This is a genomic window from Halomonas sp. R57-5 (assembly GCF_900070345.1).
In the GTDB taxonomy this organism is placed as follows: Bacteria; Pseudomonadota; Gammaproteobacteria; order Pseudomonadales; family Halomonadaceae; genus Vreelandella; species Vreelandella ventosae_B.
The window spans coordinates 844387-858695 of record NZ_LN813019.1 but is presented as its reverse complement, the minus strand read 5'-3'; the positions used below and the strand labels follow the sequence as shown (position 1 = coordinate 858695).

The 14309-nt window shown below is 56.7% G+C and carries 13 protein-coding genes; 9 read left to right on the top strand and 4 right to left on the bottom strand.

The window, feature by feature from the left end:
• Window position 1: 1 nt before the first annotated feature.
• Genes HALO_RS03865 through HALO_RS03850 form a run of 4 tightly spaced genes read left to right on the top strand, consistent with a single transcriptional unit; the run spans window position 2 to window position 4312 of the window.
• The gene (locus tag HALO_RS03865) at window positions 2-1711 is read left to right on the top strand and encodes an ABC transporter permease (protein WP_050713073.1); all 1710 of its coding nucleotides are present in this window, start codon (window positions 2-4) and stop codon (window positions 1709-1711) included.
• Window positions 1699-2790, top strand: coding sequence for an ABC transporter ATP-binding protein (locus HALO_RS03860; RefSeq protein ID WP_035580743.1), 1092 nt, complete (start codon window positions 1699-1701; stop codon window positions 2788-2790). Before HALO_RS03865 ends, HALO_RS03860 begins: the two co-directional genes overlap by 13 nt.
• Complete coding sequence (locus HALO_RS03855; RefSeq protein ID WP_035580746.1) at window positions 2787-3878, top strand: MBL fold metallo-hydrolase; 1092 nt, start codon at window positions 2787-2789, stop codon at window positions 3876-3878. The genes HALO_RS03860 and HALO_RS03855 overlap by 4 nt, the downstream gene beginning before the upstream one ends.
• Entirely contained in the window at window positions 3866-4312 is a 447-nt protein-coding gene (locus HALO_RS03850) for a phosphatase domain-containing protein (protein WP_035580748.1), read from the top strand. Before HALO_RS03855 ends, HALO_RS03850 begins: the two co-directional genes overlap by 13 nt.
• 11 nt (window positions 4313-4323) lie before the next feature.
• Here HALO_RS03850 and HALO_RS03845 read toward each other — a convergent pair whose 3' ends face one another.
• From HALO_RS03845 to HALO_RS03835, 3 genes are all read right to left on the bottom strand, one after another.
• A complete protein-coding gene (locus HALO_RS03845) occupies window positions 4324-6372 on the bottom strand; it encodes a cache domain-containing protein (RefSeq protein WP_050713072.1) in 2049 nt (682 codons plus the stop codon).
• Between the two features lie 149 nt (window positions 6373-6521).
• Window positions 6522-7691: an MFS transporter gene (locus HALO_RS03840; RefSeq protein ID WP_035580753.1), complete on the bottom strand. Its 1170-nt coding sequence runs from the start codon at window positions 7689-7691 to the stop codon at window positions 6522-6524.
• On the bottom strand, window positions 7682-8689 hold the full coding sequence (locus tag HALO_RS03835) for a GlxA family transcriptional regulator (protein ID WP_050713071.1): 1008 nt from the start codon (window positions 8687-8689) through the stop codon (window positions 7682-7684). Before HALO_RS03835 ends, HALO_RS03840 begins: the two co-directional genes overlap by 10 nt.
• Here HALO_RS03835 and HALO_RS23035 point away from each other — a divergent pair.
• Together HALO_RS23035 and HALO_RS03830 are read left to right on the top strand one after the other, a co-directional pair.
• Window positions 8678-8833, top strand: a complete 156-nt coding sequence (locus HALO_RS23035; protein WP_157693152.1) for a hypothetical protein — start codon at window positions 8678-8680, stop codon at window positions 8831-8833. The genes HALO_RS03835 and HALO_RS23035 overlap by 12 nt on opposite strands.
• A 163-nt stretch (window positions 8834-8996) precedes the next feature.
• On the top strand, window positions 8997-10436 hold the full coding sequence (locus HALO_RS03830) for an amidase (RefSeq protein ID WP_035580759.1): 1440 nt from the start codon (window positions 8997-8999) through the stop codon (window positions 10434-10436).
• 95 nt (window positions 10437-10531) lie between these two features.
• Here HALO_RS03830 and HALO_RS03825 read toward each other — a convergent pair whose 3' ends face one another.
• Complete coding sequence (locus HALO_RS03825; RefSeq protein ID WP_035580761.1) at window positions 10532-11215, bottom strand: GntR family transcriptional regulator; 684 nt, start codon at window positions 11213-11215, stop codon at window positions 10532-10534.
• Window positions 11216-11370: 155 nt separating this feature from the next.
• On the opposite strand from HALO_RS03825, the gene dctP reads away from it, so the two are divergent.
• From dctP to HALO_RS03810, 3 genes are all read left to right on the top strand, one after another.
• Window positions 11371-12366, top strand: coding sequence for a TRAP transporter substrate-binding protein DctP (dctP, locus tag HALO_RS03820; RefSeq protein ID WP_035580764.1), 996 nt, complete (start codon window positions 11371-11373; stop codon window positions 12364-12366).
• A gap of 79 nt (window positions 12367-12445) precedes the next feature.
• Window positions 12446-12967, top strand: coding sequence for a TRAP transporter small permease subunit (locus HALO_RS03815; protein ID WP_035583517.1), 522 nt, complete (start codon window positions 12446-12448; stop codon window positions 12965-12967).
• A gap of 2 nt (window positions 12968-12969) precedes the next feature.
• Complete coding sequence (locus HALO_RS03810) at window positions 12970-14304, top strand: TRAP transporter large permease (protein WP_035580767.1); 1335 nt, start codon at window positions 12970-12972, stop codon at window positions 14302-14304.
• Window positions 14305-14309 lie beyond the last annotated feature (5 nt).

Genomic DNA, 14309 nt, shown 5'->3' with positions numbered 1-14309 from the left:
CATGACGCCCGCTCTCAACTATGATAAGTACGGCAGCCAGCACCGCTGGCTGCTTTCAAGCCTGCTGATCGCCATTGTACTGCTGAGCCTGGCACCCAGCCTGCGCCTGCTGTTCGAAGCGTTGAGCGACCTTACCCAAGGCCGCCAGTCGCCGCTATGGCAGGTACTCAACAGTGCCAGCACTTGGCGAGCACTCTGGCATAGCCTGTATACCTCGGGGCTCGGCATGCTGATCGCCCTGATCCTGGGTAGCCTGTTCGCCTTTGCCATCACGCTCACCAATGTGCGCGGCAAAGCGTGGCTGGTGTTCTGCTTTATGCTGCCGATGATGATTCCGCCCCAGGTTACCGCCTTGAGCTGGCTGCAGCTCTTTGGCCCGGCCAGCCCGCTACTGAAAAGCATTGGCTTGGCGCCACCACTGGGCAGCCCGCAACCACTCTACTCCGCTGAAGGTATCGCCTTACTGCTGGGTATCCAGAGCGCACCGCTGGTGTTTTTAGCCCTGCGCACCAGCCTGCTTTCGCTACCCCGAGAGCTTATTGAAGCCGCCCGCATTAGCGGTGCCAAACAGACCCAGGTGTGGGGTCACATTATTCTACCCGTGACCCGTAGCGGCTTGATCGCCGGGGGCGCGATGGCGTTTATCTCCAGCCTGGGCAACTTTGGCATCCCCGCCATGCTGGGTATTCCCGCAGGCTATTACGTGCTGCCCACACTGATCTACCAGCGTATGGCCAACTTCGGCACCGGGGTGTTGGCAGAGATGGCTGCGCTCTCCTTGCTGATTGGGTTACTGGCACTGGCCGGGGTGGCCTTGCAGCAGCAGTTGATGAATCGCAGCCGCTTCGGGCTGGGCGGCCATAGTGGGCGTTCACACGATTTCACCCTGGGAAGTTGGCGCTCTCTGGTGACCGCCACGCTCGTTGGTATCTTACTGATTATTCTGGTCGCACCGCTGCTTGCGCTCATTATCAGCTCGCTGGTACCCGCCATGGGCGTGCCGTTAAACGCTGAGACCGCCACTCTGAACGCTTACGCCGAAGTGATGGGTCGCCAAGGCGCCACATGGCGAGCGGTGAACAACAGCCTGTGGCTGGCGGGCRGCGCGGCGGTGGTGCTGATGCTGCTCAGTCTGCCATTGGCTTACCGGCTACAGCGCCTGCCGGAACGTTGGCGGGGTGTGGTACTCAGTGCCATCGAGATTCCCTATGCGCTTCCCGGCGTGGTATTGGCCATTGCCTGCATCCTGCTCTTTGTTCGCCCGCTGCCGATTATCAATGTGGCGCTCTACGGCACCCTGGGGCTGATTTTTATCGCTTACCTGGCGCGCTTTCTGGTGGTTTGCGTTAAGCCTGTCGCCGCCAGCCTGGCGCAGTTGGATCCTTCCCTTGAAGAGGCGGCACAGCTCGCGGGTGCAGGCCCCTGGCGGCGCCTGGGCAGCATTATTTTACCCCTGGTCGCGCCCGCGCTGTTCGCAGGCGGCCTGCTGGTGTTTCTGCTGGCGGTCAACGAACTGACCGTTTCCGCGCTGCTCTGGAGCGCCGGTAACGAAACCCTCGGCGTGCTGATTTTCAACCTCGACGAAGGCGGCGAAAGCGTGCTGGCCTCTGCGGTGTCAGTGCTGGTGGTGATCATGGTCGCCTCGCTGATGCTGACACTCAGTTTACTGGCGCCGCGTTTACCTAAAGGAGTCATTCCATGGCAGAGTTAGGCATGGCAGTGCCATCTAGTGCAGGGCTATCGATCGATCGTGTTACCAAGCGCTTTGGCGAACAGACGGCCGTTGATGCGCTGTCGCTGACGATCAATCCAGGCGAGTTTGTCGCCCTGCTCGGCCCCAGTGGCTGCGGCAAAACCACCATGCTACGCATGTTGGCGGGGTTTGAAACCGTCAACGACGGCACGATCCAATTAGCCAATCGCACCCTGGCCAGCGCCGATACCCATGTGCCTCCCGAGCAGCGCAATATGGCCATGGTGTTCCAGTCCTATGCGCTTTGGCCGCATATGAGCGTGGCGGACAACGTCGGCTACCCGGTCAAACTGCGTGGCCTGCGCGGGGCGGCGTATCACCAAAAGGTGCAGCAGGCCCTGGCCCTGGTGGAGCTCGATGCCTACGCCGATCGCATGCCCCAGGCCCTCAGTGGCGGCCAGCGCCAACGCGTCGCTCTCGCGCGCTGCCTGGTCAGCGACCCTTCGGTGGTACTGCTGGATGAGCCATTGGCCAACCTTGATCGGCACCTGCGCGCCACCATGGAGCACAGCTTCCGCGATTTTCACCAGCGCACTGGCGCCACGCTGGTCTATGTCACCCACGACCAAACCGAAGCCATGGCACTGGCGGACAAAATCGCCGTGATGAAAGCGGGCAAGCTGGTTCAGTGGGGCGCCCCCGAAACGCTTTACCAGCAACCGAGAACCGCCTGGGTAGCGGGCTTTATCGGCCAGGGCAGCCAATTAAAGGTCGCCGCCGGACATCCAGGGAAGCTCCTTGAGGGCGCGGCCCTGATGCGCGGGCTGAACACCATCGAGTCCGAACGAACCCAAAGCGTGCTGGTGCGCCCGGAACATATTCAGATCAGCGCAGCAATCGCTTCCCCCGCAACTCCCACTCATAACCAGCTTGCCGCACAGGTGGAAAACGTGATTTTCCGCGGCGAGCGCTATGAGCTCACACTGCGCCTGTCCAGTGGGGAAACACTGCTGGCCTACCACCACACCGCGCCTGACCTGGGTAGCCAGGTTGCCGTCGACCTTCAGCAGGGCTGGTGCCTGGAGCCCGACCAATGAGTGTCACTATCGAGATTCTCAGTGGTTTAGGCGCCAAAGGGCCTGCTGCGATAGTGGTAGAAGCCCAGGGAAAACGCCTACTGCTGGATGCAGGCGGTGCACTCCACCCGGATGACACCATTACTTGGGCGAACAACCTGGATGTGGATGCCGTACTGATCAGCCATGACCATATCGACCATATCGGCGGCGTGGCCGAGCTAGCGGAGAACGTGCCACTTTATTGCACACCGCTGGTAGCCAAGGCCTTGCCTCACAACCGCCCCTGGCACCCACTGCCCGAACGCGGCACGCTAGAGGTGGAAGGCATCACCGTTACCACCGGCCAGGCGGGGCACTCGCTAGGTGGTGTATGGTTACATTTAGCCGTTGGCAACGGCGTACTCTATAGCGGCGACGCCTGCTTTGAGTCGTCTGTGTTTCCTTTTGATACCCCGCCGAAAGCGGCTATTGCACTACTGGATGCCTCCTACGGCAGTTACGACCAGCCCCAAGCGTACTGTGTTCAGGCTATTAGTGAGCGCCTTGATCAGCCGCTGGCATTTCCGGTGCCGGAAACCGGCCGCGCTCTGGAGATGGCACTCTGGCTGGCGAAAGAGGCTGACCGGCGGCAGTTAACGCTCGCCATCGACCCGGTGATTCGCGACAACCTGGCCGCGCTCTTGGCTCTGCCTGCAACACTGCGTCGGCCTGGGCTCGACCACTCGATTCGCTCGCTGTTAGCGCGGCAAAACGCTTGCCCGCCAACCCTTCAGTTGATGTGCGATCGCAGCGATACGCCGGAACAGTGGCCCGACCACCACCTACTTCACACAGGTTATCTGACCCCTGACCGCCGCGCCGAGCTAGCGGCAGGCCAAATCAGCTGGCAGCGCTGGAATGTTCACCTACGTGCGTCGCACCTGGTGGCGCTCGCCGATCAGTTGGGCGCCACTCAAGTGGTGCCGCTATTTACCCCTTTTAGCGATAACGCATTAAGCGCGTGGCATGGACTGCTAGGCGAGCGTCTCTGCACTGCCCAGCGTTTATATGCTCCTTCACGTCTAGTCACCCGTTCCAGTTTAGGGAGTTTTGCATGTCCGCAGTAATTGTTGATGTTGACGGCACCTTAGCCGAGTTTCACCCCCACCAGGTCAGTGACTGGGTGCTGGGCAGCCAGAAACAGTGGGAGCCCTTCTTTGCCCATATGGCCGAAGCACCGGTGATCGAAGCGGTGGCCAAGCTGGTCAAGATACTGAAGGCCCAAGGCCAGCAGATCGTGATTTGCAGCGGCCGCCCGGATAGCCATCGTGAGCATACCCAGCGCTGGCTAGAGCGCCACACCATCCCCTTTGATGCCATGTACCTGCGCCCTGAGGGCGATGACCATGTGGATGATGAAGCGGTAAAAGAGGCGTTACTGGAGCGCATGCGCAGCGACGGCTTTGTGCCTTGGCTAGTGCTGGATGACCGTGACGCTGTGGTCGCCCAGTGGCGCGCGCTCGGGCTTACTTGCCTGCAGTGCGCGCCGGGGGATTTTTAAGCGGATAATAATCAGATAATAGGTAGGCAGGCGATAGCGATGACATCGTTGCGATAATGATCGCTGCGCTTGTATTCGCGGTAGCCTGTCGATGCGACCATAGCGGATAAATAGCGGTTGCCCTCAAACTCTAATTGCTTAAAGCAGCGCTCTCCATTGCGTAAACTAAGCACTTCTGCATAGCTGTCACCCAGCAGTAGAGGCAATGAAATATCGGGCAGTGTAGAAGAGATCAGTTGGCCTTCAGCGTCGACAAAAAGAGCAAAAGGAGGCGGCAACGGTGCCCCGCCAGCGGGGAGATTGTCCGCTAGGATCTGGCGAAACTCTGGGGTCGCATCAAATACGGTGACAATGCCACCGACGATGGTGTGGCTAGTAAAGTCCATCACCGGTGCACAGTAAAGGTAAGTGGCGCCACCGGCATATAGCACGCTCTCTAGCAATGCTGACACGACATAACCCTGGTCAGAATCAGTCGTTAAGCACGCTGCCAGCGGCAGGGCTTCAGGCACGTGCGTTCCCACCAAGCTTGAAACGTTACTGTCAGAAACAGCGATAATAACGCCCTGCTGATCAAACACTAAAATATTGGTGTAAACGGTATAGAGGMGGTTAATAGAGCCAATCACCTCTGATAGCTTCCTGCGCGCTTGCTCATCGCCTGTTGAGGCTGGGCTTAATTGCCTGCGAATTCGCTCATCCAGTGCCCACCAGCGCACATCATTTGCACGCTCATAAAGGTTGCGATCCATAATGCTCACCATGCTAAAAGCGCGCATGGAGGCATCTGCTATGGCCGTTAAACTCATGCCTTGACTCAGGGTGGAAATCGACTCTTCAAATAACCGATCCGTTAAGATGCCAACTTCACGAATCTGATTTAACACAGGTACCAGCTCTAATGCCTTATGGCGAACCGACACAATATGGCCATTGATAACTGCCAGATTAAGCTGCTGCGCAATCATACTCGCCTGATAGCGAATACTGCTTAACTTACCTTTTACCACCTCGACTTCGGCTGAAACGGTATGTGCGTTGCGCTTTACCAGCGCATCTTTTGATAGCTCAGTGAGTGCGAGGCAGCGCCAACCCAATCCCGCATACCCCTGGTAAGGAGACCCCGTCACCTGACGACAGGCGTAGTGTTTTCCATCTAACATCATGACGTCTACGCCACTGGCGCCTATTTCATAGAGCGACGCATTGAGCGCTAACGAGGGCAAGCTGGAAGCAACCACTCGGCCATGGCTATCTAACAGCGCAAGTTCGAACGCTCCATCCGCTACCTCTTCGAAAATACCGCGCACCTCTTCATCAAGGTGAAAGCTCAGCGCAAGATAACCCAAACGCTTGTTCGATTCCCCTTGAACGATAGGGGCAATAAACAGCAGGGCCTGTTTCAGGTGGGGCGCTAAAGAGATTGGCGCAAAATATTCAATGTAACCGCTACCCAGTTCCAGCAGTGTTTGCTGCAAGGCGGCGTCACACAATGAGTTACCTTCTGGGAAGTTTAGACTGGTACGGAGGGTGCCCTCTATATCGAGCAGCATGACGTCATCATAAACTGAATATTTAGCAATATAGCGGGCTAAGTGCTGTTGAATATCGATTTCTCCTGGCTGGCTCTCCATGTAAGCGCACAGGGTGCTATCCGTTGACAAAAAACCAATATCAGCGGAACGCTCAAATAGATTGCGCACCAGCATATCGACGGCGATCGCCGCCCTACCTCCCAGCACCATCTCGTATTCCCGGGCATGCTCTTCGATCAATGCCTCGGCAAGTTGAACGCGCAAGAGACGAAACCGGTCTTGGACTTCCGTCACACGATCCAAAACGCCGTTACCCCCACTGCGACTGGCCACCTTACCCACCAGGGCAATAATGGCTAACCAATCATCCAAATGAGATAACTGGCGATCGTAGTGCTTAACATAAGCGGGCGTTTCCAACGAGCGCGAGGCAGGCGCTCTGCCAGCAGAGGTAAGTGTGCCAACATGAGAAGAGCGAGCGCCATCTCGGCTGGACAAGCCCGGTGATAAAGCGTGGGTAGTCATAGTGCCACCTTGCTATCAAAGCATCTGCCAAAAAGTTAAAGCCGAGAGACATTAAACCGAGCCAAGTGACTTACTATAACCTTTTGCCGTTTAACTCAAACAATTAAGTCTAATTGAAGGGCCTATCTGCATAGTGCTTCGATACTGTTTCAAGTTTTCGATGCTGCCATGCTGCTTTTTCGCTGCCTCAACAGCACTGCCAGGGGCACCAACGCAACGGGGATCAACACTAGGTTAAGCGTCGCCCAGCCTAAACCGCTGACCAAGGGCCCAGCGAGCAACGCAGTGATCGCGGCGGTGCCAAAGACTAAAAACTCGTTGGCGGCCTGGGTACGCGCTTTATCCACCGGACGGTAGCTCTCGGTAAGCAGCCCGGTGGCGGGCAAAAAGGTAAAGTTCCAGCCCAAGCCCAGCAAAATCAGCGCCACGTTGAAACCGGCTAAACCGATACCCAACTGAGCGACCAAGGCACTGGCCACCAGCAGCAGGCAGCCGGCCACAATGACTTGCTTAGCGCCGAAGCGGGTGGCCAAATGGCCAGTAAAGAACGAGGGCAGAAACATCGCCACCACGTGCCACTGAATGGTCATTGAAACGTGGTTAAAGTGGTGCCCCGCCCCCGCCATGGCGAGCGGTGTGGCGGTCATGGCCAGATTCATTACGCCGTACCCGACCATTGCCGCGCTCACCGCCACAATAAATCCAGGCTGGCAGAGTATCTTACCCAGCGGCAGTGCGGTGCCTTCACCGTGGGTGCGGGATGCAGGCGGCAGTTGCGTCAGCATCAGCACCACCAGCGCCAGTGCGTAAAGCGCTGCCAAGCCCACAAAACTGCCCAGAAACGGCACCTCCCCCAGCTCACGGCTCACTCTGGCCAACCACGGCCCGGCAAATGCAGCCAGCACACCGCCCCCCATCACCAAACCAATCGCCCGGTCACGCATCGGCGTAGGGGCAGCTTCCACCGCGGCAAAGCGATAGAGCTGACCAAAGCCAATGCCGATACCAATCAGCCAGGTTGCCAGCAAGAACAGCCCAAAGCGCTCGCCGATCAGCGCCTGCACGGCGAGCAGTGCGCCCACCAGTCCCACAAGGTTGCCCAGTATAAAGCCGCGCTTCCGGCCCAGCCTGGCCATAATTAACGAGGCGGGAATGGTGGCACACATCAGCCCCAGCCACTGGGTGGCGACCGGCGCGGTCGACCAGGACGCACTTGGCGCCAAAGACGCCCCAATCAGCGGCGAAACGGCAATCAGTAAGACATTACCGGTAACCAGTAGCGCCTGGCAGAGCGACAATAGGGTGACGGTTAAAGGCATGAAACGCTCTCCTGAATAGAATCATCTGTATGGGAAGACGCAAAGCGCTGGCGATATACCGAGGGTGATACGCCGTAGTAACGCTGAAACTGGCGGCGCAGCTGCTCCGCGCCGCCCAGCCGCCAGCGTTGTGCCAGGCGCTCGAGGGATACGTTTTCGCGCCCGTTGAGCAGCGCCAAACGCGCTTGTTCAAGGCGTAGCTGGGTCAGGTAAGCGCCGGGGGTGGTATTTAAGTAGCGCCTAAATAGCCGGGTTAAATGGCGCGGGGAGACCGCCATCAGGTCGGCCATGCTCTCAAGCCCGTGATCTACGCTGGGGTCGGCGTGGAGCTGATCCAGCAAACGGCGCAGCGGCCCCGCCTCTTGTTGGTGTCGCAGTATCTCGCTGAACTGCGACTGCCCTCCTGGGCGCTGTAAAAACACCACTAGCTCACGGGCCACTCGGCCAGCCAGATCAGCACCGTGATCTGCCTCTACCAGCGAAAGCGCCAAATCAATCCCCGCCGTTACACCGGCGCTGGTGTAGCGGCCGTTGTTTTCGATATACAGCGCATCGGGTTCGACGCTTAACGCGGGGTACTCATCCGCCAGTTGAGGTGCATGACGCCAGTGGGKGGTGACGCGGCAGCCATCCAGCAACCCTGCAGCGGCTAACAAAAATGCCCCGGAGCAGATCGACCCAAGCCGTCGTACCTCTGGGGCCACTTCACAAAGTACCTGCTTCACTGCGGTTATTTCACGCTGCTGTATCACGCCGCTGCCGCCCGCCACCAACAGCGTATCCAGGGGCAGTAAATGGGTAAGTTGATGGTAGGTGTGCGTAGCGKGCACGGCTAGGCCGCCGTTGGTGACAACCGGGCCAACGGCATCGGCGACCAGGGTCAACTGATACAACGGCTGGGGGCTTAGCGCATTGGCGCTGGCAAACACCTGCCAGGGGCCGCTGACATCCAGCAGTTGGCAGTCGGGGTAGGCAAATAGAGCAACATGGCGAGTCACAGTCTCTCTCCGCTAACGGGGAATCGAAGCATTAGAGAGAGTGTCAGCGCTGCGCCCTATGTCGGCAAGGACGATTACCCCACCGATATGGACATTTCGCTAGATACGCTATTCGAAGAGTATTCATTAGCCTGTTTTATCTAACGGGGCCACCATGACAGCTTACAGCTTGCCAGCCCCTTAAATATCCATTATAGCTTATGAAGTATATAACTTAGCAAAAAATGGATATTTCTCACCGATGAATATACTTTCACCTTCCCCGCTTTCACTACCCGAACCTCTTCCTTGGCCCAAGGCCTATAGCATGCCTCCTACCGTTGGGATGAATGCGATAGAACTATCGAATGCGATTCACTCACGTGATATTAGTTGCAAAGAGGTAATCGCGGATTATCTCGCCCATATTTCACTACTCAATCCTATTGTTAACGCGATTGTCTCATTGCGCGACACTGATGATCTGCTTGCTGAAGCCACGCAATTAGATAAGGAACTTGCTAAAGGGCAATCTCGCGGTTGGTTACACGGGATTCCTCAAGCCATCAAGGATTTATCTTCTACAGCAGGTATAAGGACGACGCTTGGTTCTCCCCTTATGGCCAACCAAATACCTGACACTGATACGATTATGGTGTCACGGATTAAGCGCGATGGCGCCATTATCATAGGAAAAACCAATACCCCTGAATTCGGCTTTGGCTCCCAAACCTTCAACACTGTTTTCGGTGCGACGCGCAATGCCTATCACCCACATCTAACCGCCGGTGGCTCAAGCGGTGGAGGCGCGGTAGCCCTGGCACTTCGCATGTTACCGGTCGCCGACGGTAGCGATATGATGGGCTCTTTACGTAACCCGGCTGCTTATCAAAATTTATACGGCCTTAGACCTACATTTGGGCGCATTCCTTCAGCATCAGCACCCGATCTTTTTGGGCATCAGTTGAGTACCGAAGGCCCTATGGCCAGAAATATCGAAGACCTTCAACGCCTACTGGTCACGCAATCTGGTCACGATCCACGTGCTCCACTCTCTATGACCGACTCCTTAACCAACCTTTCTGGCTCTTTGAACGCTTGCCAGCGTGGTAAACGTATTGCATGGCTTGGCGATTGGCAGGGAGAGTTGCCGCTCGAATCCGGTGTACTTGAGCTATGCGAAAACGCAGTTAAACAGTTTGAACAGATTGGCTGCACCATTGAGCAACCTGATATGCCGATGTCGATGGAATCACTTTGGGAAAGCTGGCTGACACTGCGGCAATGGGCTATTTCCGGTAACTTGTTAGGCACTTATCAAGCCCCTGAAAAGCGCCGTTTATTGAAACCAGAAGCGCAGTGGGAAATAGAACAAGGGCTTGCCTTGTCTGCCCTGGATGTCCATAAAGCCAATGTGACGCGCAGCCAGTGGTATACAGAGCTAAATAAACTGTTCTTGCATTACGACTATGTCATGCTGCCCAGCGCACAATGCTTCCCCTTTCCTGTGACAACGCAGTGGCCAAATGAAATCGCTGGCAAACCTATGGATACCTATCACCGATGGATGCAAATTGTCATACCTGGCTCTCTCTCAGGCTGCCCTGTATTAAACGTACCTGCGGGCTTTAATGATAACGACCTACCGATGGGCATTCAGGTAATCGCACCCCATCGAGCCGAACTAGCGCTATTGCAACTTGGTCAAGCCTACCAATCAATCTTACCCAGTTGGAAACATCGTTTGCCGCCCTGTTTTTCTGAATAGCTTTTCTCAAAAAACCTTTGTGAAAAACCATGCTCCGTGAAGACAACCGCGACTCAACCGATACAGGCATATCAATCAATAAGCTATAAGATGAATCAGCCCGTTCTCTCTAACGGTGCCTCCATCCTGCGTACGCTGGAAACGAAATCGCTAAAGCGCTCGCCCTGAATCAACACATGGTCGCTCAGTGCTCGCTGCGCTTCTGCAGGATCGCCACGCTCAATGGCTTCCACGATGGTTTGGTGCTCACTGAGGGAGTTATTTACCCGCTGGCGCACCTGCAACTGCAGCCGCCGATAGGGCTTTAAGCGCTGCTTCAACTGGCGCGCTTCACTGGCCAGAAAAGCGTTGTGGCTCGCGGTGTAGATACAGTCGTGAAAACCTTCGTTTTCATAGTAATACTCGTCGCTGTCGCCCGCCTGGGCCGCCGCTTCGCAACGCTGGTGGGCGTCTTTTAATGCGGCCAGTTCCTGCTCGGTGATCCGGCGTGCCGCCAGGCGGCCACACATGCCTTCAAGTTCCGCCATCACCTCAAACATCTCGATCAGTTGATCAATCCCCACCTTCGCCACAAAGGTGCCTTTTTTGGGCGAAACCGTCACCAGGCCGCTGGCAACCAGCTGTTGAAAGGCTTCGCGCACCGGTGTTCGCGAAACCTGAAACTCACGGCCCAAGGCTTCTGGATCCAGGCGTTCTCCCGGTAAACGGCGGCCATTGATGATGTCATCTTCAAGGGAGTCCCTTAAGCGCTGAGCGTTGGATCGCTTGGTGCCCGTCATGTTTTACCTCCTTGGATCGCGACTGATCTTAACCATTGAGTGTTGTCATATAGTTGACATTAGCATACGTAGCGCCTATTGATATATATATCAGCTCGCCTGATAGATACAAAAAGCCAATCCAAGACCACAACAACAACCGTTGGAGACGCCACATGCAACGCTATTTGATCTCAACTGCTGCCGCCCTAAGTCTCGCTATAGCGGCATCCCACGCCTCTGCGGATACCGTACTCCGCGCGTCGCATCAATTCCCCGGTGGCCAGGGGGATGTTCGCGATGAAATGGTCCAAATGATGGCCCGCCACGTAGCTGATGCAGACGTTGGCCTGACCATCGAAGTCTATCCTGGCCAATCGCTGTTTAAAGCCCGCGAACAGTGGGGCGCTATCGCCCGGGGGCGCCTGGATATCACCTCACTGCCGCTGGATTATGCCAGTGGTCGGCACCCTGAGTTCTCTGCCACCCTAATGCCGGGCTTGGTGCGCAACCAAGCCCACGCGCAGCGCCTGAATGACTCCGAATACATGGAGATGATCAAAGCGGTGATTCTGGACGGTGGCGCGCGGGTGCTTTCAGATGCGTGGCTGTCGGGCGGGTTTGCCTCTAGCGAGCAGTGCATTACTTCTCCCGATACCGTCGAGGGACAAAACTTGCGCGCCGCAGGGCCTGCCTTTGAAGAAATGTTGGAAGCCGCCGGTGCTTCCATCGCCTCAATGCCCTCCTCGGAGGTTTACACCGCCATGCAGACCGGTGTGTTGGACGCCGCTAACACTTCGTCGATGTCGTTTATCTCCTTCCGCCTCTACGAACAGGTCGAATGCTTAACCGAACCGGGCGACTTCGCGCTGTGGTTTATGTACGAGCCGATTCTGATCTCCGAGCAGGTGTGGCAAGGCCTTAACGAAGAGCAGCAAGCCGCGCTGATGGAAGCCGGTGAAGCAGCAGAAGCCTTCTTCGCTGAAGAGGCCGCCGCCATTGATCAGGAGATGGTCGACCTCTACGAAGAGAATGGCGTGGAGGTGGTCAGCATGAGCGAGGACGATTATAACGCCTGGCTCGAGATCGCTCGCGAAACCTCCTACAAAAACTTTGCCGACAATGTTCCCAACGGCCAAGCCATCATTGATGCGGCACTGGCCGTCGAGTAAGCAACGCCTAACGGCGCGCGCGACCATCCCTTTGGATGGTCGCTTAACACTGATGCTTACTGTGCTGGATGAGGGAATTATGGCAACCACAACGACTCACGAAGCCCCCGTGCGAGGGGGCATCATCGGCGGCTACATTCGCGTTATGGATAAGCTCTCGCGGCTTTCCGCCTATTTGGCCTGTGCCATGTTTATCGCTGGCGTATTAGTGATCTGCCAGATGGTCTTTATTCGCTACTTACTGGGGATGAGCACCAGCTGGCAGACCGAATTCACCATCTTCTCGGTGACGGCGGCGATGTTAATGGGCAGCCCCTATGTACTGATGACCGGCGGCCATGTCGCCATCACTATTGTTCCCGATGCCCTGGGCGGTATTACCCGCACCATTATGCGGCTGATCGCTTCGCTGTTTGGGTTGGGTTTTTGTGCCGCCCTGGCATATGCCAGCTGGGTATATGTATTTGAGGCGCTCCACGGCGGCTGGACCACGGGTTCCGTCTGGAATCCACCGCTCTGGCCTGCCCTGCTGCCCATGGCCGTCGGCGCCACCCTGCTGTCGTTGCAGTATGTGGCTGAAATTTTGCGCGGGGAGAGCTAAGCATGGATCCCATTACGTTAGGCATTATTGTCGCCATCGCGCTGATTGCGCTGATGGCCATTGGCACCCCTATCGCTTTTGCCCTGGGCGGTGTATCGCTGCTGGCGTTGCTCTATGATCGCGGCCTTTCCGAGCTCACCTACTTCGGTGAAACCTTTTTTGACCGCATCGCCGAGTTTGGTTTTGTCGCCATTCCAATGTTTATTCTGATGGGGGCCGCGGTGGCCTCCTCCCCCACTGGGCGTGATCTTTATCGCTCGCTGGACTTATGGATGGGTAAGCTGCCCGGCGGCTTGGCAGTTTCCAACATCGGCGCTTGCTCTATCTTTGCTGCGCTCTCGGGTTCGTCACCGGCCACCTGTGCGGCGATTGGTAAAATGGGCATTCCCGAAATGCGCATGCGCGGCTACCCGGATGGCGTGGCGGCGGGCTGTATTGCCGCGGGCGGCACCTTGGGCATTCTAATTCCACCGTCGGTCACCATGATTATCTACGGCATTTCCACCGAAACCTCTATTGGTCGGCTGTTTATTGCCGGGGTGGTGCCAGGCTTTATGCTTGCGGGCCTGTTTATGATCTGGACGATGATCGCCTGCAAGATGGCCGGTGGCTATAACAACCCCATGGCTGAGTCCGTCGAACGGCTAAAACAGAACGTTAAGCAGAATGTTGATACCAACCTGAAAGCGCTAGTGCGCGTTCTACCTTTCCTGGGTGTGGTGGCGGGTATCCTGTTTGCCCTGTATGGCGGGGTGGCAACACCTTCAGAAGCAGCAGGTGTAGGCGCATTTTTGTGCTTGGCGCTGGCTATTCTGATCTACCGCATGTGGCAGCTGGGGCCGATCAAACTGATTATGCGCGACTCGCTGCGTGAAAGCGTGATGATCATGCTGGTGATCGCCACCGCCGAAGTGTTCGCCTATGCGCTCTCCTCCATGTTTATCACCCAAACTGTGGCCGCCGCGATTGCTGATCTTGAGATCAACCGCTGGGCACTTATGGGGGTCATTAACCTCTTTCTTCTGGTGGCGGGTTTCTTCCTGCCCCCCGTGGCTGTGATCGTGATGACCGCGCCGATTCTGTTACCCATTATCCTGGCAGCTAACTTCGACCCCTACTGGTTTGCGGTGATTTTGACTATCAACCTGGAGATCGGCCTGATTACCCCACCGGTGGGCCTCAACCTGTTCATTATTAAAGGCATCGCGCCGGATATTTCGCTGCGCGATATTCTGATGGGGAGCTTGCCCTACGCGCTGTGCATGGTGCTGGGTATCTTGCTGCTGTGTCTTTTCCCAGGCATCGCGCTTTGGCTACCTAACTTGATCATGGGTTAAGGAGT